Consider the following 23,497-nt stretch of genomic DNA (forward strand, 5'->3'; position numbering starts at 1 on the left):
CTCGATCAGCGCGACCTGTCAGCAACAAGGAATTCATCCGCTCGACTTTGTAGCTCGCTCCATCGCAGCCCTGCGTGCTGGCACCCCCGCGCCCACGATTCTGCCGACCAACTGAACGGTTACGCCGCGAGTTCACTCGCAAACGACCATCCCGATGCTCGTCGACAATCGCTCCGCCGCTACGGATTCAGCCCGCGGTAGAACGTCGTCGCCACCTTGGGTGCGAGCGGGGGAAGAGGCCGCGAGTGGTCGCCGAGGAGCCACTCGAGCTCGATCTCCTCCAGCAGGCCGATGAGCATGCGCCGCGCGAGGGGGATGTCGACGTCGCCGCGGACGGCGCCGTCGGCCACGCCCGACCCCAGCAGCTCGTCGATGGCCTGCGCGTAGGTGCGAAGGACATCGCGCACGGCGCCACCGTAGAACTTGCTGCTCTGCCGGCTTTCCAGCAGCAGCACGGTGGCCAGCGCGGGCTCGGCCTGAATGCTCTCGAACTGCAGCCCGATGAAGCGCGCCAGCCGCTCCTCGAACGGCGCGTGCGACGGCATCACGTCGCGCACGGAGGCCACGAACTCGGCCACCTTGTCGCGAAACGCCGTCAGCAGCAGGTCGTCCTTGCCGTCGAAGTACAGGTAGATCGTCCCCTCCGCCACGCCCGCGCCCGCGGCGATGTCGCGGATGCGGGCGGCGAAGAAGCCGTGCTCGGCAAACACCCGCACCGCGCTTTCGAGGATGGCGCGGCGGCGGGCTTCCTTGCTTTCGCTGAGCGCGGACTCGGAGGGCATGGCGGGAACATAGTGCGAAAGTGCGAGGGTGCGAAAGTGCGCGGTGTAGCGCCGCCGTCGCTCTCCGGCCTCATCCCGTCCACGGAAACGTAAGGTGCGGAGGGAGATGGGGAGAGGGGGATGATCGTGATCGATGCGAGTTCCCCAACACCCCATTTGACAGGCTTGACTTACGCGACGGAATGGAAACCGGCCGGGAGACGTCATCTCCCGGCCGGCGGATTCGACCCGCTACAACTCAGCACTCAACACTCAGCACTTCGATCACGGCGTGCGATCGGGCCGGATGCGCACCGTCAGGTCGTGGCTGCGGATGATCGTCTCGCCCGTGCGCTCGTCGCGGGTGATGGTGACGGGGGCGCCGCGCACCTCCACGTCCGTATCTCCCACCGCCCCGGAAAAGCGGAGCTGCTGGCCGCCCGTCCGCGGCGCCCGTACCGTCGTCCGGTCGGGGCGGCGCGCGGCGGTGGCGCGCGCGGTGTAGGCCTGGCTGCCGCGGCGGTACGTCCACGTCACCGTCTGCCCGGGGCGGATGGCGGCGAACCGGCGCCCCCCCTCCGTCGTGGCGATCGCCACGCCGTCGATGTGCGTGAGGATGTCGCCGCGGCGCAGCCCGGCGCGCGCGGCGGGGCTTCCCGGCTCCACGCTCTCCACCGACGGCGACTCGCGGAAGGTCATGGTCACGTCGTCGCCGCGGCGGCGGATGCTGCAGTTGTCGCAGCTGATCCCGAACCCGAACCACCCCTCCGGCAGGATGTCCGGCGGCGGGGGCGGCAGCGGCGGCACGGGAGGCTGCGGCGGCGGCGGCGGTTGCGGGGGATGCGGCGCGTGCGGCACCGGAGGCACGGGCGGCACCGGGGCCGACGGCGCGCGCGGGGGACGCGGCGGGGTGGGCGGCGTCGGCGGCCTGGGCGGAGTCGGGGGCGTGGGCGGCTCCATGCACCGCTGCCCGGCCGTCACCTCCACGTCGTGCGTGCGGCCGCCACGGCGCACCGTCAGCCGCACGCGCTCGCCGCGGCGCACGGTGGCCATCCGGTCGCCGGCCTCGTTCGTGGTGATCGGGCTCCCGTCCACCGCCACCAGCACGTCACCCTCGCGCAGGCGCCCGCTCCCCGTGCCGTGGATGCCGTGGATGCGCGGCTCGGTGGAGAAGCGGTAGCGGCTCCGTTCCGGCGAGAACTCGATCGAGCAGTGATTGCACCGAATGTCGTTGAACCCCAGGTCCGGCACCACCACGCCGTCTCCCCTCCCGCAGCTGCCGATCTGTGCCGGCGCCGCCGCGGGCATCCCCACCAGCGCCAGCGTCAGCGTCAGCGCCAGCTTGCGTGCGATTCCCATCGGTCCATCCCTCTCTTCCTTCGTGTGTCGTCGCGTCGACGGTGATGTGGACTCCGCGCGCGTCCTCGACCTTCTTCGTGAAGCAGGCATCTCCCGTCCGCCCGCCAATTCTCGTCCCGATCCAAAATCAACATCTCCCGAGCGCACTTCCGCACTTCCGCACTTCCGCACTCACGCACTCATCAGAACCAGACCACGCTCTGCCTCCCCGTCGTGTCCTGCCGCGCGCCTGCCTGCTGCTGCGCCTTCGCGCGGTCGAACGCGGCCAGGATGCCGCTGGCCACCGGGTCGTTGGGGTTGAGCCGGATCACCTCGTCGGCGGCGGCGCGCAGCATCGCCGACGCCACCTCGCGGCCCTGCTGGCGGCCGGTGCGGCTGGTGTCGGCCACCTGCGACAGCCGCGTGAGCGCCTGCACGTAGGCCGTGCCCGTCTGCTGCACCATCAGCGCGGCCTGCTGGGCGTCGCGCTGCTGCATCGCCGTCACCATCTGCGTGGTGTTGCGCTGCGCCACGTACTGCCCGGTGGCCAGCCCGCCCAGGAAGAGCGCGATCCCCGCCGCGACGGCGCCCGACAGCCACGCGGCGGAGAAGCGGATGGTGCGGCGCGCCGGCGTGGGCGCCGTCAGCAGGCCGCGCTCGCGGAGGGCGCGCACGGTGCGCTCCTCCAGCAGCCGGCCGGGCTCGCGCTCGCGGGGAAGCGCGTCGAACATCGCGCGCTCCGCGGGCGTCAGCTCGTCGTTCATCTCGTCATGCAGGCTCATGCGTCCGTCCTTTCGCGGGCTCCAGCGCCAGCCGGAGCGACCGTCGTGCGTTGAAGAGCTGGCTCTTCGAAGTGCCGGCCGAGATCCCCAGCATCTCGCCGATCTCCTCGTGCCGGTAGCCCTCCACGTCGTGCAGCACCAGCACCGTGCGGTACCCGGCCGGGAGCAGCCCGATGGCCCGCTCCAGGTCGATGCGCTCGCCGTCGTGCGGCGGGGGGCGCCACGGCTCGGGCACCCCTTCCATGTCCGTCCAGCGCCCGTTCTTCCGTAGAAGCTGGCGTGCCACGTTCAGCCCGATCCCCGTCAGCCAGGTGGAAAACGCGGCCTCCCAGCGGAAGTCGCCCAGCTTCTCGGTGGCGCGGATCCACGTCTCCTGCACCACGTCCTCGGCGTCGTGCTCGCTGCCGCCGACGATGCGGAGGACGACCTGGTGCAGCCGCGGGGTGTGGCGGCGGTACAGGTCGCGGAACGCCCGCTCGTCGCCGCTCAGGAGCAGCGCATCGGCCAGCGCGCGGTCGGTGGTGGGCGCGGTGTCGGTCCTCATGGCACCCGTTGAGTGTCGCAGGCCATGCAGATGGTTGTATCAGGGGATGAACGGATTTTCAGATGGAGATGTGGCGCGCATCCGAGCCCGGATTTCTGCGCCGGGAGATGCGATTCCGGCCGAAATCTCGTCGGCTCCAGGCTACTCACACAGATGGAGATCAGGATCCCGCGAGCCGCTTCAGCATCTCCGCCGTGATCACCGTCGGCTCGCGCGGCAGACTGTCGATCGAGAAGCGGGGGACGAGGTCCCGCGCGGCGATCTCCTCATCCTCGTCCGCCAGCCCGCACGTCGCCGCCAACCAGCCGGTGACGCGCTTCGCGGAGACGCCGCGCGACCGCAGCTCGTCGAGCGAAACGGAGCCGTGGCGCTTGGCCAGGCGCTCGCCGTCGTCGCCCAGCATCAGCGGCACGTGCAGGAACGCGGGCTCGGGAAGATCGAGCGCGCGATAGACGAGCAGCTGCCGCGCGGTGGACGAGAGCAGGTCGCCGCCGCGCACCACGTGCGTGATCTCCATCGCCGCGTCGTCGACGACCACCGCCAGCTGGTACGCGGCCGCGCCGTCCTTCCGCCGCACCACGAAGTCGCCCGTCTCCTCCGCGGGGGCGAAGCAGCACCGCCCCATCAGCAGGTCGTCGAAGCACACCTCGCCCGTCTCCACCCGCATCCGCAGCGCCACGAGCGAGCGCCCGTGCGCCATCAGCGACGGGGCGGACGGGTCGGCGCGGCGCTCGCGGCAGGTGCCGGGGTAGCGCGGCCCCTCCTCGCCCGCGTGCGGCGCGCTGGCCGCCGCCGCGATGTCGCGCCGCGAGCAGGCGCACTCGAACAGCAGCCCGCGCGCGGCGAGCGTCCGCAGCGCCTCGTCGTACCGCTCGCCGCGCAGCGACTGCACGTACGGCGCGTGCGGTCCGCCCACGTCGGGTCCCTCGTCCCAGTCCAGCCCCAGCCAGCGCAGCTCATCCAGCTGCGTCTCCATCACGCCAGGCCGCACCCGCCCGAAGTCCAGGTCCTCCACGCGCATCACGAACGCGCCGCCGGCCGCGCGCGCCTGCAGCCACGCCAGCAGCGCCGTACGCGCGTTGCCCAGGTGCAGCGCGCCCGTCGGGCTCGGCGCGAATCGGCCACGCACGACGGACTTCGGGGATGTAGAGATGTCGGTCACGGAAACACGAAGGCGGCGGAACGGGATATGGCAATCCTAACCGCGCCCGTTCCGCCGCCGCCAGCCCGGTACATTCAGGCGATGCCCAGTCGCTGGGCGACGAACTTCCGCACGTCCGGAGAATCGAAGTAGTTGAGGTGATACCAATGCCCTTGCGGCGCAGTGTCACTGCCGAAATTCAGCCTCGGCCGACCGCTCGCAGTCCGTTTACCAAGATTGTCTACGCCGCGCCAAGGCACTACAAGGTCGTTCAGCACATTGCCAAAGCCCTGGTCTGAGATGGGTTCCAGCAGCTTGAGCAGCGGCTCGGTCGTATTTCCAAAGTTCGCGCGAATGAACGATGGCGTGCCGGCGAGCGGCACGTCCGATTCGTTCAGTGTGTGGATCAATTCGCTCTCCGGTGCGAGGGCGGCCACTCCGGGAAGATCGGTGGCCGTTTGGGCCAGCACCTTCCTGACCGCTGCCAGCAGTCCGGAAAGCTTGTCGAGCACGTCGTGCACGAACGGATTGTCGGAGCTTCCGAGGTAGGCCGTGAAGATCATCAGCAGGCGATCGAGGTTTTCGCGCCGCGCAAGGTCGGAGCCCTGGTTGGCCGCTCCGACGAAGATCACCTGCCCGATGCGAATGTGCTTCGCGTCCAGCTGGGGCCTGATCTGCGGATGCTCCAGTAGCGAACGCACCACCACCCGCCGCGAGAGTGGCAGACGATGTCCACCTCGAGCCCGTCTGGAAGGAAGCCCAGCAGGTCGCGCGCGTTCTGAAGCGGATCCACGGACACCGTCTGATGCTCATAGCCGTATACCCGACCCACGTAGTGGGCGTGGAGCCGGCCGAGCAGGTCTCCCCAGAGCAGCAGCGGTGAGAAAGCGAACCCGTACACTCGATCGAAAATCCCGTGCACCAGCAGTAGCGTCCGGCCGCCGGTCGTGACCGGCTCGACCTTGGTATCCTTCAGGAAGACTGCCGGAAGCGCGGGTACGTTGGGTGCCGTCGTCGGCTTCGGGTCCAGGCTGGCAGGCGGCAGCTTCTTCAACCCGACATGCGGCTTTAGCAGCGTCTCTGCCTTGCGGACGAGGGTGAGGGTGAGATCGAATGCGGCCATGGTACCTCCTTGCATATCGTTGAGAAGCCATCAATCAGTGCACGTAACAATCGAGGGCCGATCGATGCAATCTTCCTCGAACACGAATCAGCATTGACGGAAAACCCCGCTCACGCGAGTCGCGAGCGGGGTTCGAAGCTGTCGACGTGCGACAGCGTTCTGTTCAGCCGGTCCGATCAGGGCTGTGCGCCGCCTCGGCCGTGGCTGCAGGCTCCGCCGTCGCTGCGACGGACGGCTCGGGCGCGCTGCTGGGCACGGCGTACGGGTCCGCGCCGGTGCCCGCGAGCGTGGCGTGCGGTGGCGGGACGGGGGTGGTGGCGATGGTGTCGTCGGGCATCGTCAGCTCCTCGCCGAAGCCGCTGACGGCGCGCTTGAACTCGCGGATCCCCTTGCCGAGCGACGCGGCGGCGCTGGGAAGACGCTTGGGACCGAAGAAGAGCAGGATCACGGCGAGGATCAGCAGCGTCTCGCCGAAGCCGAGTCCGAACGGCACGATGACCTCCAGGCAAACGGATCAACCCGCGGCGCGCAGGAAGCCGCCGCGATCGCCTCCAATCTCGCATCTCAAGGCTGTCTACACCATTACAGCCGTAGCGGAGACGAGATCCACCGGCGCGCGGGCGGCGTAATCGGGGCGTTCGCAGCACCGATGCATCCGCAACCCGGGGAGATCCGACCATGAGCGCACACGACACCGAGACGCTGGTCCGGCTGGCGTACGACCTCTACAACCAGCGCGACTTCGCCCGCTCGGCGGAGCTGACGCAGCCCGACGCCATCACGGTGATGGTGCCCACGGGCCAGGAGTTCCGCGGCCCCGAGGGTACCGTGGCGTATCTGACCGGCTGGGCCACGGCGTTCCCCGACTCCACCGTCGAGGTGCTGAACGTCGTCGCTGGCGAGGACGGCGGCGCGGCGGAATTCATCGGCCGCGGGACGCACACGGGGCCGCTGGTCACCCCCGCGGGCATCATCCCGCCCACCGGCCGCCGCGTGGAGTTCCGCCTGTGCGACGTGTGGACCGTGCGCGACGGCAAGTTCGCCGGCAACCGAAACTACTTCGACCTGGTGACACTGCTGGGCCAGCTCGGCGTCGCTCCGCAGCCCGCCGGCCTCGACATCTCCCACGCGCAGATCGGCACGCCGGCCGCCACCTCCTGACGCTGGAGTTGGCCCGGGGCCACCGTCCCACCCCGGGTATCCACACGAAGCTCGCCCCGGCAGGTCGCGACCTGCCGGGGCTTCGTGCGTCCGTCTCGATTCGGCACCGTCATCGAGCCGACGCGCGGCAAATATCGTCACCCGCGTTGCGGACGCGAGACATGATGGCCGCGCATGTTCGCCGCGAACGCTGGCGCTGGTGGCAGTATCGAACCGCTCGAATCCAGCCAAACGGCTGCATGCCGACACGGAGCGGATGCTCGGTTTCGGCGCCAGGTCTACACTTCGTCAAAGCCGAACCATCCTTCCAAGTTCTCAACCATCTGCACGTCAGTGGCTGAAGAAGCGCGCGGGAAATCCGCCACGGCTGCGGCTGGCAAAATCATCCAGCAAACACTAGCGTTCTGGCTCCTTAAGTAACCAAAGAGAAGAGTTGCAGCCGGAGCCGTTTCGATGCGCTACAATCTTGAACGCGAGGTAGCATGATGCTACCTTCGAATCAGAACCGCGGCACGCCTGCGTATGACCTCGAGCGGATTCAACAGCTTGTCGGGCAAGGGCCGCTCACCTGCGTCGTGACCACCGCCGCATTGGATGGAGCGCACGAATGTGGGTGGGATCACTCACGGGTGATCGAGGCGGTGCTGCTGCTCCGCCCCGGCGACTTCTACAAGACGATGGAGGCCGATAAGCGCCCAGGGATGTGGCAGGATGTCTATCACCTGCGGTTCGAGAGTGTCGACCTCTACGTGAAGCTCCAGATCGATTTCGATGGTTGCGCGATCGTGGTTCAGTTCAAACGGAGGTGAGCGTGGCCGAGCACAAGTGCTATCTCTGTGGTACCCCGGCGCAACTCGTGCGCGAGCCTCGCGAGACCTCCATGGGCACGCGCCGCGTCGTCATCGACGATGAATTCTTCCGCTGTCCGGAATGCGGCGAGACGTTTTACGTCGACGGGATGGCGGACGAGACCTCGCGGCGCGCAGCGGCCGCGATCCGGCGGGAGGACGGCCTGCTGGAGCCCGACGCGATCCGCGCCATCCGCGCGCAGTACGGGCTGTCGCAGGCCGGGCTGGAGACGCTGATCGGGGCGGGAGAGAAGACGGTGGTGCGCTGGGAGCGGGGCACTGTCGCGCAGAACGCGACCGCGGACACCCTGCTGCGGGTGCTGCGCGACAACCCGCGCGTCGTGAAGAAGCTCGCCGCCGAGCGCGGCGTCGACGTCGCGCTGATGAAGTCCGCGGCGCGCGAATCATCGCCCCGAAAGAAAAGCGCCCGCGGGTGAGCGGGCGCCCCGGCAGTCCATCATCATCCCACCGTCATCGCACCTCGAACACGTCGGTGCGGACGTCATAGCGCCGGGTGGGGATGCCGAGCAGGCGCACGAAGAAGCGGCGGAGCCCCGTCTCCACCGCCTGACCCACCGGCTTGCCGCCGGTGACCGCCGGCCGCGCCTCGCCGCGGAGCCAGCGGCGCAGCTCCTCGAGGTCGCTCATCGACAGCGTCTCCACGTTCATCACCGCGATGTAGTAGTAGCGCCCGCGCCCCGGCGGCCGGATGGGCGGCTGGAAGGCGCGCTCCAGCGCCTGCTCGCACTCCCCCACCGTGGCGAACGCCCGCTGCGTACGCCCGTCGTCCAGCGTGTACCCCTCGTCCAGCGGCGAGCGGAGCATCGCCCGGGCGTTCTCGCGCGCCGTGACCAGGCGGTCCACGCCGCCGCCGCGCCGCCACAACTCCACGCGGAAGTGGAAGCGCAGCGGCAGCCCCGAGCGCAGCGCGTCGGCCAGGGCGCGGTCGCGCAGCACGCCGTCCATCCGCACCACCGGCCGCCACTGCCCCGCCGCCCCCGCGGCGGTGAGCGTGAGCGGACGCTCCTGCGCGCGCGCCGGCGCGGCGGCCAGCGCGATCCAGACCAGAACGGCGGCGGCGCGGCGGAGGGGCGTCAAATCCTCGGGCTCAGGCGGATGAAGAAGTTGAAGCGGCCGCCGCCGGTGCTCACCGGCACCGCGCCGTAGATCCCCAGCCGTCCGATCAGGATCCCCGCGCCCACGTCGACCACGGTGTCGGTGTCGCCCAGCCGCGGACCCACGCCCCAGCCGCCGCCCGCGTCTGCAAACAGCACCCAGCCGAACTCGGTGTCCAGCCCGCGCCGCAGCGACCGCGCGAAGCCTTCCTCGTCCCCCGTCTCACCGTCGTTCTCCTCCCCCGCCAGGCGCAGGTGCAGGCTCAGGTCGCCGCGGTACTCGGCCTGGAAGAGCACGAACCGGTCGCACCCGTAGTCCAGGAAGTACTGCGGCGCGGCGCGGCGCGACCCGGCCAGCCGCGACACCTCGTCCGCGCGGAACACGGGAACGTCGCGGGCGCCGCAGTCCACCGAGAAGAGCGGGAAGCCGGGGAGCGAGCCCTCGCCGCCCAGCGCGTGCTGGCGCTGCGGCGGCAGCGGCGCGCCGTCCAGCGACCCGCCCGCGATCATCCGCAGGTTCAGCCGCGACCAGGGCCCGATCCGGTTGTAGCGCCGCACGTCCAGCAGCCCCGAGGTGAACGCCCCGTACGCAGTGCCGGGGGCGATCACGTACGGCGGCCCATCGGCCGTCGCCGTGGAGATCCAGTCCGGCTGGCGCAGCGACGAGTTCAGCCCCTGCTCCACCTGTCCGCTGATGTACCAGCCGCTGGACGGGTCCTCGGCGCTGCTGCGGGTATCGACCTTCGCGGCCAGGATCAGCGAGCTGAGCTGCCCGTGCGCCGACAGCGGCTGCGGCCGCCACGGGTCGTTGTTGTTGAAGAGGGTGAAGGGGCTTCCCGCCGGCTCGCTGCGCTCGCTCTGGCGGCGGTAGGTGAGCGACGCCTGGAAGGGAGACTCGCGCGGGGTGACCATCAGGAACGCGCTCCACCCCTCGCGCTCGAAGTGGTCGCGGTAGTCGCGGTGCAGGAAGAAGGTAGAGAGGCCGTTCTCCAGCTTGGTCAGGTGCCAGTCCTCGATAGGATCGATCAGCCGGAACACGCCGGCGCCCACGCGGAACTCGCGCCGCCCGCCGAAGAACTGCTCCGCGCGCGCCTCGTATCCCCACCGCTCCGGCCCCAGCTCCGGCCCCGCCTCGGTGCGGAAGATCCCCATCGCACGCAGCCGCAGCGGGTTGTGGCCGCCCGTCTCCACCAGCGGCCCGAAGGTGATGGGGAGACCCTCCACGCGGTTGTAGCTCTGCCCCGTCGCGACGATGAAGTCCGCGCGCCCGTCGCCGCTGACGCCGCGGCGCACGGCGGTCCATCCCCCCTCGGTCCACTCGTCGCCGCGCTCGCGCTCGCGGGCCACGCGGCCGGCCGCGGCGGTGTCCTCGCTCCACTCGCGCCCGGCGTCGCGCACCGTGTCGGGCTCCGCGACCGCCACGCGCGCGGAGGTGTCGGCCGGCGGCGCCTCGATCCGCCCCTCGATGTCGGCGTAGATGCGGTCGCCGCGGCGCAGGTAGTCCAGCCGCTCGGCGTAGGCCACGGCCTCGCCGCCGACGCTGGCGCTCCCCTCGCGGCGGATGGCGCCGCCGACCACCGTCAGCGTGCCGGTGACGGTGCCGCCGTCGGCCAGCGTGGCGTCGCCGTTGATCACCACCACGTCGCCGTCGACGCGGCCGGCGACGGTCAGGCTGCCGTCGAGCACGGCCACGTTCCCCGACACGCCGCTCCCCGGCGCGATCCGCCACTCGCCGGTGAAGTGGACGGTGCGCGGATCGTTGTAGAACGCGACGATGCGACGCGCCTCGTCGGACGGCAAGTGCCCGCGCGCGTCCTGCGCGGCGGCGCGGCCGGCGAGCGTCACGGTCGTGGCGACAGCGAGCAGCACGGTGAGGGCGTGCCTGCGCATGGTTCCTCCTGGGACGGGACTGCGGTGCGGGTGCGTGCGGGGCGGGCAGGGCGAAGGCATCGGCCGTGCCCCCACGGACGTCATCCGCATCCAGCCATCAATCAACGACTTGGGAGATTCGATCACAATGGGGACGAGCGTCGGCGTGTCGGAGTGACGCGCAGACGGCGCATCGCGACGTCACACCCATCCCCCCGGACCCGCCGGCGTCAGCGCGCGATTCCGAGGCGGCGCATGCGGCGGTAGAGGTTCGCGCGGTCGGTGCGGAGGCGGCGCGCGGCCTCGGCCACGCTGCCGTCCGCCGCGTCGAGCGCGCCCTCCAGCAGGCTGCGCTCGTAGTCGTCCAGCCGGTCGGAGAGCGTGCGCTCGTCGTCGGCGCGGAACGCCTCGGGCTCCTCGCGCGGGACGATCTCGCCGTCGGCGGAGAGGAGCGCGCGGATCTCCGCCCCGCCCACGTCGGCGCCGGCGTGGAGGATCGACAGGCGCTCGAGGATGTTGGCCAGCTCGCGCACGTTCCCCGGCCACGGATGCCGGGTGAGGACGTCCACCGCGGCGGGGGAAAGGCGCGGGGGACGGAGACCGTTGCGCACCCGGCTGCGGTCCAGGAAGTGGCGCACCAGGGGGGGAATGTCCTCGCGCCGCTCCCGCAGCGGCGGCAGGTGCAGGGGGATCACGTGCAGGCGGAAGAACAGGTCCTCGCGGAAGCGTCCCGCGGCAACTTCCGCGCGGAGGTCGCGGTTCGTCGCGGCGAGGATGCGCACGTCCACCTTCACCGGCTCGCCGCCGCCCAGCCGCTCGATCTGCCCCGCCTCCAGCGCGCGCAGGAGCTTGGCCTGCGCCGCGGGGGAAAGATCCCCGATCTCGTCCAGGAAGAGCGTGCCGCCGCTGGCCAGCTCGAACCGCCCGCGCCGCCGCTCGGTGGCGCCGGTGAAGGCGCCCTTCTCGTGGCCGAACATCTCGCTCTCCACGAGGTCGCGGGGGATGGCGGCGCAGTTCAGCCGCACGTACGGCCCCCGGGCCCGCTTCGAGTGCGCGTGGATGAGGTTGGCGGCCACCTCCTTCCCCGTCCCGCTCTCGCCGGTGATCAGCACGCGCGCGTCGGTGGGCGCCACGCGGCGGATCATCTCCTTCACCTGCCCGATGGCCGCGCTGGCGCCCACCATCTCCTCGCCGTCGCCCAGCTCGGCGCGCAGGGCGCGGTTCAGCTCGCGCTGCGCCCGCAGCTCCAGCGCCGAGCGCAAGGTCAGGAGCACGGCCTCGGGGGTGAGCGGCTTCTCGATGAAGTGGAAGGCGCCGAGCTGCGTGGCCTTCACCGCGTCGCCGAGGGTGGCGCGGCCGCTCATCATCACCACCGGCAGCTCCGGCGCGGCGGCGAGGAGCTTCGGGAGCGCCTCGAGGCCCCCGCCGTCGTCCATGTACAGGTCCATCAGCACGGCGTCGGGCTGGTCGGCCTGCACCTCGGCCAAGGCGCCGCGCCCGCTTCCGGCTTCGCGCGTGCGGAAGCCCTCGGCGCGCAGCAGGCTGCCCAGCATGCGCCGGATGTTCGGCTCGTCGTCGACGATCAGGACGGTGGCGGACATGGAGACGGCGCGCGTGGGGGGTGGGCGGTCGACCTGCGCGCCCTTCTACGCCCGTCCGGCGAGCGATGTTTCCATCAGACCGATAGGCGCGGCTCTAAATGCGGTGCAACTCGTCGCTGGTTAGTTCTAAATCATCGCGCAGCCGCTCCAACCAGTCAGGCAGCATTCCATAGTACCCGTGATCGGAAAAGCGAAAGCTTACCATCCAGTAGTTTTCACCAATCTTTCTCATTCGAACGTCACGTACGCCGGTTAAAGCCAATGCACGCTCGCGAACGATTTTCGCATCTCCCTCCGAAGAGTTTATGCCAACGCTAAAGAACGGAGTAGAGGTCTCCGGCCGCTCGAATTCAGCGCGGGAAGCGAAGGCTTGCTGAAACAATGCTTCTAGGCGATCGAGGCGATCGAGCAAGTAGGCGTTTGTATCTTGGGGTGCGACTTCGCGCATCACCAAAGTCTGTACTGCGCGATAGATAGGATTGTCTGGCTGACTTTCAGCAACAGCCTCCTCCGCGGCAGATGCAAGTGCAGTTCGCAATTCTGGGACGCCCGCCATGTCATTACGATAGAAAATTGTGCGTTGATCTGCGATGTCGAATGGGAGGCGAGTTCCAGCTTGAGCTAACGTAACCACAGGCTTGCGGGCAGCATGCCTTACGGCCAACTCGTACATAACATTTGGATTTAGTTCGCTCAGGTTTGCCACGACCAAGTCTGCCGCCAATAGTAACTCAATCACTTGGTTAGTGATCGAGCCTGTTCTAGAAATTCGATGGGCAACCTCGACACGGTAGCCGAGATCGAGCAGAAGCGGCTCAATTACCGCATCCATCAACCCCTCAATTGCCCGACGTGTATCTGAAGTGTCATCACCAATAGGACTGATGACAAAACATACGCGCTGCTTCGCTTCACCGTTGCTCGTCTCTTTCTCAACCATTGATCTTCGCAGTCATGGGTTCTAATGAAATCGGCAGCAGCACCCGGAACTCGGCACCGCCCTCGGGACGGTTGCGGGCGGCCACCTTGCCGCCGTGCGCCTGCACCGTCTGGCGCACGAGGGCGAGCCCCAGCCCGGTGCCGCGCGACTTGGTGGTGAAGTCCGGCTCCCAGATGCGGTCCACGTGCTCCGGCGCGATCCCCGGGCCGCTGTCCAGCACGCGCACTTCCACGAACCCGTTGGCCGCGCGGGCGACGACCTCGACCGCGCCGTCGCCGGCCACCGCGTCGGCGGCGTTCAGCAGCAGGTTGGCGAACGCGCGGGAGAGCGCGTCGGGATAGCCGTGCACCGGCGGCAGCCCCAGCGGCACGCGCAGCCGCGGCGTCACCCCGGCCGGGAGATGGCTGCGCAGCAGGTACTCCAGCATCTCCCGCAGGTCCACCTCCGCCATCGGCCCCTCGGGAAGGCGGCCGAGCTGGGAGAACGACCGCGCCAGCTCCTCCAGCCGCCCGCTCTCCGCGTCGAGCACGTCCAGCGCCTCGCGGCCGGGCTCCGTGTCCGTCCCCGCGCGGTGGAGCGTGCGGACGGCGAGGCGCATGGGGGTGAGGGGATTCTTCAGCTCGTGCGCCACGCGGCGCGCCATCCCGATCCACGTGCGCATCCGCTCGGCCTCCAGCTCCCGCGCGCGGCTCTCGGCCAGCTCGTCCGCCATGTCGCGGAAGGCCGCGCGCAGGATGCCGAACTCGCCCTGCCCCGCCTCGTCGCCCTTCGCGGCGGGAAGCGGCTCGTGGCGCGCGACCATCCCCGCCCACCCGGCCAGCTCCTCCACGGGGCGGGAGAGGCGGCGCCCCATCCGCCGCGAGGCCCGCGCGGCCAGCACGAACAGCAGCGCGCCCGCCAGGATCGCCGCAATGGGGATGAGGACGAGCGCGCGGCTCAGCAGGAACTCCCAGCGCCGCGCGTGGATCACCGAGTCCGACAGCTCGCCGCGGTGCTTCTCCGCCGCGCGCACCAGCTCCGGGTCGCCCGACGCCTCGGCGCGGCGGATGAGCTCGCTGCCGCTGCCGGCCACCCGGTCCCACGCGCCGGTGGCGTCGACCAGCGCCACGGCGCGCCACGCGGCATAGGCGCCCGCGGCCAGCACCAGCAGCGTGGGAACGATGGAGAAGACGATCAGCGCGCGCCGTAACCGGCGCTCGAACGGCCGCCGCGAGGGCATGATGGCGTGCTGCCGGAGGCTGGACGGGGGGTTGACGCGCCGCCCCGCGAGCGAGAGCGTGGGCGACCTGTGGATCTGCCCGGAAGTTACCGGGCGGCGCGGCGCACGGGCAAGCGGGAAGGGAGCGGATGGAGCCGGACTGGACGAGGGATGGAGACTTGGAGGCGACGCTCCGGGCGGAGTTCGACACGCGCGTGGAGCGCTTCGGGCACGGCACCTTCCGCGTGGACGTGCTCCTCCCCCGCGCGGCCGACGCGCTGATCGACGAGGCCGAGTTCGAGGCCGACGAGCGCCTCCCGTACTGGGCCGACCTCTGGCCCGCCGCGCGCGGGCTGGCGCGGCACCTGCTCGACGGAGGGAGGGGACAGGGGACAGGGAACAGGGGACAGCGGGAGGTCCGCGAGCCAGGGGTGCTCGATGCGCGGGTGATCGAGCTCGGGTGCGGCGTCGCGCTGCCGTCGCTGGCGCTGCGCTCGCTCGGCGCCGACCCGCTGGCGACCGACTACTACGCCGACGCGCTCCGCTTCGCCCGGGCGAACGCGGTCCGCAACGGCCTGGCCCCGCTGCGCACGGCGATGCTCGACTGGCGCCACCCGCCGCCCGGCGAGCGGTGGAGCCTGGTCGTTGCCGCGGACGTGCTGTACGAGCAGCGCAACGCCGAGGCGCTGGCCGCGCTGCTGCCGCGCATCCTGGCGGAGGGCGGACGCGCGCTCCTGGCGGACCCCGGCCGCGTCTACTTCTCCGTCTTCCGCGACCTGATGGAGGAGATGGACTGGGCCGTGGAGGAAATCGACCTGCGCCGCGAGACCAGCGACCCCGTCACCGGCGCGATGAGCACCGTCCGCATCTGGCGCGTCGCGGTGGAATCGATCGCGCGGGTGAAAGGTGCGGCCGAATGATCTCGCGATGCCCATCCGTCGCGGGAAGATGGCGAAAGGACCAGGGGCTCACCCGCTCCCCCGGTCCTTTCGTCTTCCAGCTAGCCGGCGATCAGGCCACCTTTCGCCGGCGCGCGGCGGGTTGAACGGTGGACGGCGCGGCGGCGGACTTCCGCGGCCGCCCGCCCTTCTTCCCGTTCTCGCGCGAGGCGCGCGCCTTGGCCTCGGACTGCACCTTGCCGCCCGCGCGACCCAGCTCGCTCATCCAGGCCTTGCTGCCGAACACGCCCGCCACCAGCCCGGCCACGCCCAGGTCGGCGTCGAGCTCCTCCCAGTGCAGCGCCGCGCCATCGGGCCAGAGCTCGACCGCCGCCAGCTGCTCGGGCGTGGCACCCTGCAGCCCCTGCCCGAACCGCGCCGGGAAGGCGAAGAGGCACTCGTTCTTCAACTCGATGAAGACCCGGCCGCTGGCCTCGTCGTACCAAGCGGACTTCGCCCGCGGCTCGGTTTCCTGAGCGATGCGATAGCGCTCGCTGGCGGCTTCGAGCTCTTCGTCGGTAGGCATCTTAAAGGCCATGGATCTTTCCTCCACGCAATCAGGAGCAGTTGCTGGTTTCGCCCGACCATTCGCACGGCGTCGGCGATGTCGGGAATGCGCACTGTGCCAGTTTCGACCACGTAACCGGATTCGATTTCGACGATGCACCGCCCATCGGAGTTGTACGCGTGCACGTGCGGCGGACGGTGGTCGTTGGGCCAGACCACGAACCGGAACGGCCCCTCCCGATACACTGTTGGCATGATATTAACCCAACGCTCAGGTTTTGTAAAGGCGCACGTCGCTCACCCGCGCGGCGACCCCGTCGTGGAGCCGCGCGGCCATGATAATCCGGTCCGCCGGATTGGCCACACTGTAAGAATCCTGTTTTCTGCGGCTTATGAGGAGCGCAAAGTGGACTGACTACCCGCCTGTTTTTCTTGTGTCACGGAAAAGTGGACTCAACTCAGCTCGTCGAGTTGTCGCAGCGCTGGCGTCTTCCACGCGGTCACGCCGACCACGCCGAGGGTGACGAAGCCGCCGAGCAGCACCGAGGTCACCGTGCCGAGGAGGCGCGCGGCCACGCCGGACTCGAACGAGCCGATCTCGTTGGACGAGCCGATGAAGATCTGGTTGACCGCGCTCACGCGGCCCAGCATCTCGGGCGGGGTGCGCACCGTCAGCAGGGTGGAGCGGATGACCACGCTCACGTTGTCCAGCATCCCGCTGGCGAACAGCACCGCGAGCGAGAGCCAGAACGAGCGCGACACGGCGAACACGATCCAGCACACGCCGAAGCCGGCGACGCACAGGAACAGCATCCGCCCGGCCCGCCGCAGCCGCCGGTGCGCCAGGACGACGGAGATCAGCACCGCCCCCGCTGCGGGCGCGGCGCGCAGCACGCCCAGCCCCTGTGGGCCGACGTGGAGGATTTCCGATGCGAAAATGGGGAGGAGCGCGGTGGCGCCGCCGAACAGGACGGAGAACAGGTCCAGCACCTGCGCGCCGAGCAGCTCCGGCTGGGTGAGCAGGAAGCGAATCCCCACCGTCAGGTTCTCGCGGATGCCGCCCTGCAGCGCCGGCGCCGGCGTGCGGGTGTAGGCCACGCGCGCGAGCAGGACGAGCGCCGCCAGGCAGAGCGCCGCCTCGACGGCGTACGCCATCCGCGCGCCCGAGAAACCGTACAGCACGCCGCCCAGCGCGGGCCCCACCACCGCCGCGAACTGCCAGAGCGACGAGCGCCAAGCCACCGCGTTCGCGTACGTCTCGCGCGGGACGATCTCGGCGCCGAGCGCGGTGCGGGCGGGCTGCAGGAAGCTGCGCGCCAGCCCGCTGGCGAACACCACCGCGAAGATCGGCCACACGCGCCCGCCCGCCAGCAACGCCGGCCGCAGCGTGAACGCCAGCAGCACCGCCGCGCACGCCGTCTGCACGGCGACGGCGACGAGGGAAAGGCGCTTGCGGTCGTACAGGTCGGCCACGTGCCCGGCGTACAGCGCGGCGCCGACGAACGGGATCGCCTCGGCGAGGCCGACCAGCCCCAAGGCCAGCGGGTCGCGGGTGATGGCGTACACCTGCCAGCCGACCACTGTCGCCTGCACCATCGTCCCCAATGTCATCGCGACCAGGCTGGCCACGAACCAGCGGAACGCGGGGTTGCGCAGGGAGACGTACGGGTCGTGTCGCTCGGCCATTCACTCGCTCGGTTGCCGCCGGGGGATGATCGGGCGCGGATGGTAGCGCGGAGCCCGGACCCCGGCAACCGCAGCCCTTCATCTCCCGACCCGAAGGGGGAGAACAGCCGAAGGGCCGAGACGGTCCGCCTCGGCCCTTCCGTATGTCCTCCCGTGCCGCCGTTCTATACCAGCGTGCGGCGCGACCAGATGACGATGACGCCACATCCGCTGTTGGCGCCGTTGAACTGCGGCGGGATGCGCGCGCCGTTGTAGACCTCCACCCCCTCGATCACCAGCCCCTGGAACTCGGTGTCCATGTCGCTGACGTGGCCGTAGCGGTTGCCGTCGAGGAACACGATGGGCTCGCAGTCGCCGCCGATGACCTCGGGAACGTTCTTGTTGAAGCGGATCAGCGCGCGCCCGCCGTCGCTGGTCACGTACACGCCCGGGATACGGCGCATGGCCTGCGAGAAGCGGTGCGGCGCGTCCGGCCCGAAGTCGGCGCCGGTCAGGAAGTAGCCGCTCCCCCACGAGGCCTTGCGAATGTAGAAGTCGCGCAGGAGCGGCGAGCGAGGGAGCGCCGCCGCCGTCACGTTCAGCCGGCGCAGGACCACGGGGTCGATGCCCAGCGGCACCGGCAGCGTCTGCGCCGGCGTGCCATCGACGATGGCCTGCACGCGCGCGGTAAGGTAGCCCAGCCGCCGCGCCTCGACGGTGACGGGCCCGGCCGGGAGCGCGCGGAACACCGCCTCACCGCGCGCGTTGGTCTCGGCGCGCGCCCGGCCGGCGGTGACCATCGCGCCCGCCACAGGCTGCCCCGTGGTCGTGTCCGCGACGATGACCTTCATCTCGGTGCCGGCCTGCTGCGCGCGTGCCGCGTGCGGCATCGTCACAGCGGTGAGCGCGCAGAGCAGGGCGATATGCCACGCGCGGACGAATCGTTGCTGCATCTTAAGAAACCTCCCCGCGGAGGTGAGTCGGATGTGAGCGAGAGCGAGCCGCCGCCGTGATCGCGACGGCTCGTCACCGGAACGACTCGTCCGGAGGGATTCTGACCCGGGTGGGAGGCTACGGGTATGCGACGATGCGAAGCTCGTCCGCATGAACCAGCAGTTCGTGCTTCACCGGAGCCTCCATCGTGACCAGCGCAACCTGTACGCCTTCACGCCGGGCGAATTTGACCGCAGGGATGAAGTCGCTGTCTGCCGTCACGAGTACAATTCGATCCACAATCCCCCTGCTGGCCAACCATGCGACGTCGAGACCGATCTTCATGTCGACGCGCTTCTGCTTGAGATCGGGAGAGAAGTCGTCCGCCCGCGGTGCGCGACCCGTCCTGGCGATCTCGGCCACTGAACGCTTCTTCAGCACCCAGCCGTCGAACGACAGTTCCCCCGCTCGGAACGCCACGTTGTCCTTGAGCGACAGCTCGCGGATGAACGTGGTCATCTGCGAAAAGGTAGTCGTCGCCGAGAAATCGATGTTCGTACGGGTGAGCGGGTGACACTCGGTGCCACCGAATGGCGGGCAGTGGTAGCAGTAGATGCGGAACAGCTCCTCGTCGGGAGCGCGCACGCACCGCTGGGCGAAATCGTGGACCTCGTCCGCCGTGGGAAGGCGATTCCCGACGGCGTGATACAGGCGGTGGAGAGTGAATCCGAGGTCCAGCAGCACAGCCGTCTTTTTCATAGGATGCGCTGGTTCGGGAGAAAAAAGATCCCTCTCCGGGATGTAGCGCTTGGAGAGGGATCGGGTATAGATGCCGGCCTACCGGCGTTCGGATGAAATGAATATAGTACCCGCGCAACCCCTGTCAAGGCCGTCCAACTGCTACAATTACAGCCCTCTTCCGCGCCAGGGCTCGTTGGCTTCGAGGCAGTCCATCAGCTCGATGTAGACGCGGCGCGCGGCCTCGGTGAAGTCCTCGTCGGAGGCGTCGTCGAACGGGAGCAGCGCGGCACGGATGCGCTCGGAGAGCGAGCCGCTCTCGATCACCCCCGCGATCAACTCCATGTACGGCTGCTCGTCCTTCCTCGCCATCTTCCGCGCGGCGGCCAGCAGCTCGCGCAGGACCGCGCGGACGTCGGTGCGGCCGGTCTCGTCGCGCTCGACGGCCACGTGCGGCGCGGCGACCAGGGCGGCGCTGCCGTCGCGGATGGTGGCGCGGAAGTCCTCCACCAGCAGCTCGTGCGGCGGCAGCGTCATCTTCCCCGCCATCACCCGCCGCGACAGGTGCCTGAGCGCGGCACGCACGAACGCGGCGATCGCCACGTCCATCCGCACGCACTCCTGCGTGTCGAGCACGCGCACCTCCATCGCCCGGCGCGAGAACTTGAACACGGCGCCGCGCGCGTTCAGGAACTCGTGGCGGATGGCCGAGGTGTCGTGCGGGAAGCGGTCGAGCGCCGCGTACATCGGCCCCAGGATCCGCCGGCGATAGTCCGCGAAGCTCTCCACGTACTCGGGGACGAGCTGGCCGCAGCTCTCGGGGATGCGCGCCTGGTGCTCCAGGATCCACGCCAGCCGCGAATCGGCGTGCGGGCGCAGGTCGCCTTCGTACATCGGCGTGCTGGCGGCGATCGCGGGAAGGTAGGGGACGAGCAGCGCGGCCGCGGTGTGCATCGCCAGCGTCTCGCGCTCGTCGCCGAAGGGGAGGTTCAGGTGCGACGCCTGCACGTTCATCCATCCGTGCGTACGCACGTCGAACAGCTTCTCGTAGGTGCCGTAGATGCGCGTCCCCGAGCGCGACCAGAGCCGGCCGTTGCGCGGATCGAACCAGGGGTGCATCCCCGTGGGCATCAGCCGCGCGTCGAACTCGTCGCGGAGGACGGCGACGAAGCGCTGGATCCCCTCGTACAGGATCTCCTCCGCCTGCCGCAGCGAGCGCACGGGCGCGGTCGTCTTCACCTCGAACACGTGGTCGGCGATCTCGTTGCTGAACCCGAGCGCGCCCAGGTGCACGTCGCTCGTCCCCCGCCCGGCCAGGATGCGGAAGGCGGGCTCCACCAGCGAAACGACGTTGAGGTCGCGGTCGACGGTGGGATATTCCAGCTCCATCCCCGCCACCTCGAAGGCGCGGTAGTTCGCGGACCCGTTCTCGCCCGACCGCTTCACCCGCACGGGTCGGCGGATGGAGACCAGCGCGGGCTCCTCCCCCGTCCCGTTGCCGTTAGCCCCGTGTGACGGCGCGCCCTCCTCGATGCGCCGCACGAAGAAGCTCACGATGTCTTCGTAGATGGCGTTGCCGTCCTCGGCGTCCTCGTAGCCGACGTCGAGGTTGGGGTTGTCGTTGATCTCGATCACCACCGGCCCGTCCGCCGTCTCCTTGAGATCGACGCCGTAGAGCCCGTCGCCAATCAGGCGGGCGGCGCGCAGGGCGGCGGCGACCACGTCCGGCGGCGCCTCGCCGCGGGGGACGGCCTCGACCTTCCCGTAGCGCTCCGTCCCCTTCACCTCCGTGCGGATCTGCCAGTGCCCGCGCGCCATGTAGTAGCGCGACGCGAACAGGAGCCGCCCGCCCAGCACGGTGATGCGCCAGTCGAACTCCGTCGGCAGGAACTCCTGGGCGATGAGGAGCGGCGAGCGCGCGAACATCTCCTTCGAGCGCCGGCGGAACTCGTCGCGGCTGGAGATCTTGTGCACCGCCGCGGAGAAGGAGCCGTCGGGGAGCTTGATGACGAACGGGAGGCCCAGCGTCTCGAGCGCGCTCCAGCGGGTCGTCTGCGTGACGATGAGGGTGCGTGGCGTGCGGATCTCCTCGCGGCGGAGCAGCTCCTCGAGGAAGACCTTGTTGCCGCAGCGGATGATGGACTGCGGGTCGTCGACCACGGGCATGTCCAGCGCCTCGGCGCGCAGCGCGAACTGGAACGCCGGCTCGGAGACGCCGGTGAGCGCGCGGATGAAGAGCGCGTCGTACTCCGGCAGCTTGCGCATGTCGCCCAGCCCGATGCGCGCGACGTGCACGTTCTGTCGCGCGGCCACGCGCTCCAGCCGGTCGATGGTCTCCGGCGACGAGGGGCTGAACGGGTCGGCGGGGTCGACTAGGACGGCGATGGAGGCGCGCACCGTCTCGCGCGGCGCCTCGCGGCCGCGGCGGAGGACGCGCGCCTCGTCGCCCAGCGCGCGCGCCAGCTCCGCGTGCTCGTCCGCCGACAGGTGGTGCGGGGGGACGGCGGCCACCTGCGTGACCTTCCACTCCTCGTCCTCGTGCACCAGCTGCAGCCGCAGCACGGGCGCCGGCCACTCGCGGTAGACGGCCAGCGCCGCGCGCTGGAAGCGCGGATCGGCGCAGGTGCCCAGGTAGACCAACGCCTCGACGTACTCCCCCTCGCCCGCCGGCCGGCACTCCCCCTCCTCGCCGCGGACCAGGGGGACGGGGAAGTGGTGGCGCGGCTCCTCCTCCTCGACCTCCTCGCCTTCTCCTGGATGGAGATCGGGCGGCGGGAGATGGAGCTCGCGGCGGCGGACACGCATCTCCGCCGCGTCAATGGTGGCCACGCCGGCCTCCTGCAGCGCGCGGAAGCGCCCATACGGCTCCTGCAGCCCCTCGCACGTCTCCACCGTGGGGATCACCTGCTGCCGCCGCGCGTCCGCGAGGAGGGAGACGTAGTAGCCTCGGCTGCGGTAGCGGGTGGAGCGGCAGAGGTTGACGACGACGGCGCGCGGATCGGCCAGGGCCTCGCCACCTTCGAGATACCGGTCGGCGTCGACGACGGTGCCGGCCGGGAGCCCGGCCGCGTCGCGGGGATCGGAGACGACGACGATGACCCTTCTGCGGTTCACGCGCGCGCCTCCCCGGCGGGCCAGACTTCCAGCAGCACCGCGTCGTAGGTCACGTCGCCCAGCAGGATGGCGTTGGTCAGGCGGTCGGCATCCACCACCAGCTTCTCCGCGTCACCCGGCTCGGGAGGGATCTGCTCGAAGGGGTCGAGGACGATCAGCCGGCGGCCCCACTGCTCGTAGCCGCTGATCACCACGAAGTGGCCGGTGGGCTCGCCGCGCACGTCGTCGTCCACCAGCCGGTCGGTGACGGGGTCCCACCGCTCGCGCGAGTAGCGGTAGAGATAGGTGGCGCTGAGGCCGGCCAGGATGGGGTGCTCGCGGTCGATGATGGACTTGAGCAGCCCCGGCGTGAGCTCCGCGAACGCCAGCTCGCCGCCGAGCTCCAGGAAGTGGATGTAGGCCTGCGCCGCGCGCAGCCGCTTGGCGTCGGCGAGATAGGGGAAGCGCAGGTGGATCTTCTCCGCGAGCTGCGCGGGGGGGAGATCGACCCAGGTGGGATCGAAGATGCGCAGGTCGTACGAGTAGATGCGCGCGTGGAAGCCGCGCCGCAGCGCCGAGATGCCCAGGAACACGGCCAGCGTGCCGCCGTCCTCGTTGCGCTCGAGCGAGGCGATGATCTGGTCGACGTCCACGTCTAGCCCGTAGAAGGAGTAGACCTTCCGCAGGCAGGTGGGGCCGCAGGTCACGTCGTCGGGCTGCACGAAGCGCTGCACGGGCAGCTCGTGCGCCGCGCGGGCCACGAACTCGGTGCGCTCGTCGACCGCCGGCAGCGGGGGTGCGGATGCCATCACTCTGTCTCCTTGACCGTCACTGCGATCTCCGCCGGTAGCGCAACGGGTGTACCAGCTTCGCTGGAGTGCCAAGTGCCAAGTGCCAAGTGCCCAGTGCGCGGCCGCGGCATCGCGCCCTCTCCGGCTCGCTTAGGCTCGCCACCTCTCCCGTACCGGGAGAGGTAGCCCGCCACCATCCGCGCGGACGGCGAGCGCCTTCGCCTCCGACACGATCATAATCGCGCGGCGGAGAAGTCCGCGCAGGCGGACTGTGTGTCGTTGTAGCCGCGACTTCAGTCGCATACTCCCCAACCCCATCGCCACCTCCACCACCCCCAAAACACCGCGCCCGCGGCCGGGATCCGGACGCGGGCGCGATCACCATCAACTCAGCACTCAGCACTCAGCACT

The 23,497-nt window shown here is 70.1% G+C and carries 23 protein-coding genes; 4 read left to right on the forward strand and 19 right to left on the reverse strand.

The features are described 5' to 3' along the window. Positions 1 to 179: 179 nt before the first annotated feature. The 8 genes from VF092_05340 to VF092_05375 form a co-directional block, all read right to left on the reverse strand. A complete protein-coding gene (locus VF092_05340; GenBank protein ID HEX6746700.1) occupies positions 180 to 782 on the reverse strand; it encodes a TetR/AcrR family transcriptional regulator in 603 nt (200 codons plus the stop codon). A 264-nt stretch (positions 783 to 1,046) separates the two neighbouring features. Then, a complete protein-coding gene (locus VF092_05345; GenBank protein ID HEX6746701.1) occupies positions 1,047 to 2,120 on the reverse strand; it encodes a PDZ domain-containing protein in 1,074 nt (357 codons plus the stop codon). 182 nt (positions 2,121 to 2,302) lie between these two features. After that, entirely contained in the window at positions 2,303 to 2,881 is a 579-nt protein-coding gene (locus tag VF092_05350) for a hypothetical protein (GenBank protein ID HEX6746702.1), read from the reverse strand. Beyond that, on the reverse strand, positions 2,868 to 3,425 hold the full coding sequence (locus VF092_05355; protein HEX6746703.1) for an RNA polymerase sigma factor: 558 nt from the start codon (positions 3,423 to 3,425) through the stop codon (positions 2,868 to 2,870). Before VF092_05355 ends, VF092_05350 begins: the two co-directional genes overlap by 14 nt. 160 nt (positions 3,426 to 3,585) lie before the next feature. After that, positions 3,586 to 4,554 (reverse strand): tRNA glutamyl-Q(34) synthetase GluQRS, encoded by a 969-nt coding sequence (gene gluQRS, locus VF092_05360; protein HEX6746704.1) that lies wholly within the window; start codon positions 4,552 to 4,554, stop codon positions 3,586 to 3,588. Positions 4,555 to 4,661: 107 nt separating this feature from the next. After that, positions 4,662 to 5,267, reverse strand: a complete 606-nt coding sequence (locus VF092_05365) for a hypothetical protein (GenBank protein HEX6746705.1) — start codon at positions 5,265 to 5,267, stop codon at positions 4,662 to 4,664. Then, positions 5,195 to 5,689, reverse strand: a complete 495-nt coding sequence (locus tag VF092_05370) for a hypothetical protein (protein ID HEX6746706.1) — start codon at positions 5,687 to 5,689, stop codon at positions 5,195 to 5,197. Before VF092_05370 ends, VF092_05365 begins: the two co-directional genes overlap by 73 nt. Positions 5,690 to 5,852: 163 nt before the next feature. After that, on the reverse strand, positions 5,853 to 6,182 hold the full coding sequence (locus VF092_05375; GenBank protein ID HEX6746707.1) for a twin-arginine translocase TatA/TatE family subunit: 330 nt from the start codon (positions 6,180 to 6,182) through the stop codon (positions 5,853 to 5,855). 185 nt (positions 6,183 to 6,367) lie between these two features. On the opposite strand from VF092_05375, the gene VF092_05380 reads away from it, so the two are divergent. From VF092_05380 to VF092_05390, 3 genes are all read left to right on the forward strand, one after another. Continuing rightward, the gene (locus VF092_05380; protein HEX6746708.1) at positions 6,368 to 6,850 is read left to right on the forward strand and encodes an ester cyclase; all 483 of its coding nucleotides are present in this window, start codon (positions 6,368 to 6,370) and stop codon (positions 6,848 to 6,850) included. A 482-nt stretch (positions 6,851 to 7,332) separates the two neighbouring features. Further along, the gene (locus VF092_05385) at positions 7,333 to 7,659 is read left to right on the forward strand and encodes a type II toxin-antitoxin system MqsR family toxin (GenBank protein HEX6746709.1); all 327 of its coding nucleotides are present in this window, start codon (positions 7,333 to 7,335) and stop codon (positions 7,657 to 7,659) included. A 2-nt stretch (positions 7,660 to 7,661) separates the two neighbouring features. After that, positions 7,662 to 8,135 (forward strand): type II TA system antitoxin MqsA family protein, encoded by a 474-nt coding sequence (locus VF092_05390; protein HEX6746710.1) that lies wholly within the window; start codon positions 7,662 to 7,664, stop codon positions 8,133 to 8,135. A gap of 34 nt (positions 8,136 to 8,169) precedes the next feature. On the opposite strand, the gene VF092_05395 is transcribed toward VF092_05390, so the two are convergent. From VF092_05395 to VF092_05415, 5 genes are all read right to left on the reverse strand, one after another. Then, positions 8,170 to 8,796, reverse strand: coding sequence for a hypothetical protein (locus tag VF092_05395; protein ID HEX6746711.1), 627 nt, complete (start codon positions 8,794 to 8,796; stop codon positions 8,170 to 8,172). Next, positions 8,793 to 10,703, reverse strand: a complete 1,911-nt coding sequence (locus VF092_05400; GenBank protein HEX6746712.1) for a polymer-forming cytoskeletal protein — start codon at positions 10,701 to 10,703, stop codon at positions 8,793 to 8,795. The genes VF092_05395 and VF092_05400 overlap by 4 nt, the downstream gene beginning before the upstream one ends. 209 nt (positions 10,704 to 10,912) lie before the next feature. Then, positions 10,913 to 12,283 carry a sigma-54 dependent transcriptional regulator gene (locus VF092_05405; GenBank protein ID HEX6746713.1) on the reverse strand — a complete coding sequence of 457 codons (1,371 nt, stop codon included), beginning with the start codon at positions 12,281 to 12,283 and terminating at the stop codon, positions 10,913 to 10,915. 94 nt (positions 12,284 to 12,377) lie between these two features. Then, positions 12,378 to 13,223, reverse strand: a complete 846-nt coding sequence (locus VF092_05410; protein HEX6746714.1) for a hypothetical protein — start codon at positions 13,221 to 13,223, stop codon at positions 12,378 to 12,380. Continuing rightward, positions 13,216 to 14,442 (reverse strand): HAMP domain-containing sensor histidine kinase, encoded by a 1,227-nt coding sequence (locus tag VF092_05415; GenBank protein ID HEX6746715.1) that lies wholly within the window; start codon positions 14,440 to 14,442, stop codon positions 13,216 to 13,218. Before VF092_05415 ends, VF092_05410 begins: the two co-directional genes overlap by 8 nt. Positions 14,443 to 14,600: 158 nt before the next feature. On the opposite strand from VF092_05415, the gene VF092_05420 reads away from it, so the two are divergent. Next, entirely contained in the window at positions 14,601 to 15,341 is a 741-nt protein-coding gene (locus VF092_05420; GenBank protein HEX6746716.1) for a methyltransferase domain-containing protein, read from the forward strand. Positions 15,342 to 15,432: 91 nt separating this feature from the next. Here VF092_05420 and VF092_05425 read toward each other — a convergent pair whose 3' ends face one another. The 6 genes from VF092_05425 to VF092_05450 all read right to left on the reverse strand — a co-directional run bounded on the left by VF092_05425 (position 15,433) and on the right by VF092_05450 (position 23,104). Then, the gene (locus VF092_05425; protein HEX6746717.1) at positions 15,433 to 15,885 is read right to left on the reverse strand and encodes a DUF2442 domain-containing protein; all 453 of its coding nucleotides are present in this window, start codon (positions 15,883 to 15,885) and stop codon (positions 15,433 to 15,435) included. A 434-nt stretch (positions 15,886 to 16,319) separates the two neighbouring features. Beyond that, positions 16,320 to 17,552, reverse strand: a complete 1,233-nt coding sequence (locus tag VF092_05430; protein HEX6746718.1) for an MFS transporter — start codon at positions 17,550 to 17,552, stop codon at positions 16,320 to 16,322. A 164-nt stretch (positions 17,553 to 17,716) separates the two neighbouring features. Beyond that, positions 17,717 to 18,484: a carboxypeptidase-like regulatory domain-containing protein gene (locus tag VF092_05435; protein HEX6746719.1), complete on the reverse strand. Its 768-nt coding sequence runs from the start codon at positions 18,482 to 18,484 to the stop codon at positions 17,717 to 17,719. Between the two features lie 118 nt (positions 18,485 to 18,602). Next, positions 18,603 to 19,223 carry an NYN domain-containing protein gene (locus VF092_05440; GenBank protein ID HEX6746720.1) on the reverse strand — a complete coding sequence of 207 codons (621 nt, stop codon included), beginning with the start codon at positions 19,221 to 19,223 and terminating at the stop codon, positions 18,603 to 18,605. Positions 19,224 to 19,370: 147 nt separating this feature from the next. Beyond that, positions 19,371 to 22,316: a glutamate-cysteine ligase family protein gene (locus VF092_05445; protein ID HEX6746721.1), complete on the reverse strand. Its 2,946-nt coding sequence runs from the start codon at positions 22,314 to 22,316 to the stop codon at positions 19,371 to 19,373. Beyond that, positions 22,313 to 23,104 (reverse strand): hypothetical protein, encoded by a 792-nt coding sequence (locus VF092_05450; protein ID HEX6746722.1) that lies wholly within the window; start codon positions 23,102 to 23,104, stop codon positions 22,313 to 22,315. Before VF092_05450 ends, VF092_05445 begins: the two co-directional genes overlap by 4 nt. Between the last annotated feature and the right edge of the window lie 393 nt (positions 23,105 to 23,497).

This window comes from Longimicrobium sp. (assembly GCA_036377595.1).
Lineage (GTDB): Bacteria > Gemmatimonadota > Gemmatimonadetes > Longimicrobiales > Longimicrobiaceae > Longimicrobium.

Excerpts from the sequence above, each read along its gene's own strand:
- VF092_05340 (HEX6746700.1), bottom strand. The coding sequence starts at position 782 with ATGCCCTCCGAGTCCGCGCTCAGCGAAAGCAAGGAAGCCCGCCGCCGC.
- VF092_05405 (HEX6746713.1), bottom strand. The coding sequence starts at position 12,283 with ATGTCCGCCACCGTCCTGATCGTCGACGACGAGCCGAACATCCGGCGC.
- VF092_05425 (HEX6746717.1), bottom strand. The coding sequence starts at position 15,885 with ATGCCTACCGACGAAGAGCTCGAAGCCGCCAGCGAGCGCTATCGCATC.
- VF092_05440 (HEX6746720.1), bottom strand. The coding sequence starts at position 19,223 with ATGAAAAAGACGGCTGTGCTGCTGGACCTCGGATTCACTCTCCACCGC.
- VF092_05415 (HEX6746715.1), bottom strand. The coding sequence starts at position 14,442 with ATGCCCTCGCGGCGGCCGTTCGAGCGCCGGTTACGGCGCGCGCTGATC.
- VF092_05400 (HEX6746712.1), bottom strand. The coding sequence starts at position 10,703 with ATGCGCAGGCACGCCCTCACCGTGCTGCTCGCTGTCGCCACGACCGTG.
- VF092_05370 (HEX6746706.1), bottom strand. The coding sequence starts at position 5,689 with ATGGCCGCATTCGATCTCACCCTCACCCTCGTCCGCAAGGCAGAGACG.
- VF092_05430 (HEX6746718.1), bottom strand. The coding sequence starts at position 17,552 with ATGGCCGAGCGACACGACCCGTACGTCTCCCTGCGCAACCCCGCGTTC.
- VF092_05380 (HEX6746708.1), top strand. The coding sequence starts at position 6,368 with ATGAGCGCACACGACACCGAGACGCTGGTCCGGCTGGCGTACGACCTC.
- VF092_05410 (HEX6746714.1), bottom strand. The coding sequence starts at position 13,223 with ATGGTTGAGAAAGAGACGAGCAACGGTGAAGCGAAGCAGCGCGTATGT.
- VF092_05350 (HEX6746702.1), bottom strand. The coding sequence starts at position 2,881 with ATGAGCCTGCATGACGAGATGAACGACGAGCTGACGCCCGCGGAGCGC.
- VF092_05435 (HEX6746719.1), bottom strand. The coding sequence starts at position 18,484 with ATGCAGCAACGATTCGTCCGCGCGTGGCATATCGCCCTGCTCTGCGCG.
- VF092_05385 (HEX6746709.1), top strand. The coding sequence starts at position 7,333 with ATGATGCTACCTTCGAATCAGAACCGCGGCACGCCTGCGTATGACCTC.
- VF092_05355 (HEX6746703.1), bottom strand. The coding sequence starts at position 3,425 with ATGAGGACCGACACCGCGCCCACCACCGACCGCGCGCTGGCCGATGCG.
- VF092_05345 (HEX6746701.1), bottom strand. The coding sequence starts at position 2,120 with ATGGGAATCGCACGCAAGCTGGCGCTGACGCTGACGCTGGCGCTGGTG.
- VF092_05450 (HEX6746722.1), bottom strand. The coding sequence starts at position 23,104 with ATGGCATCCGCACCCCCGCTGCCGGCGGTCGACGAGCGCACCGAGTTC.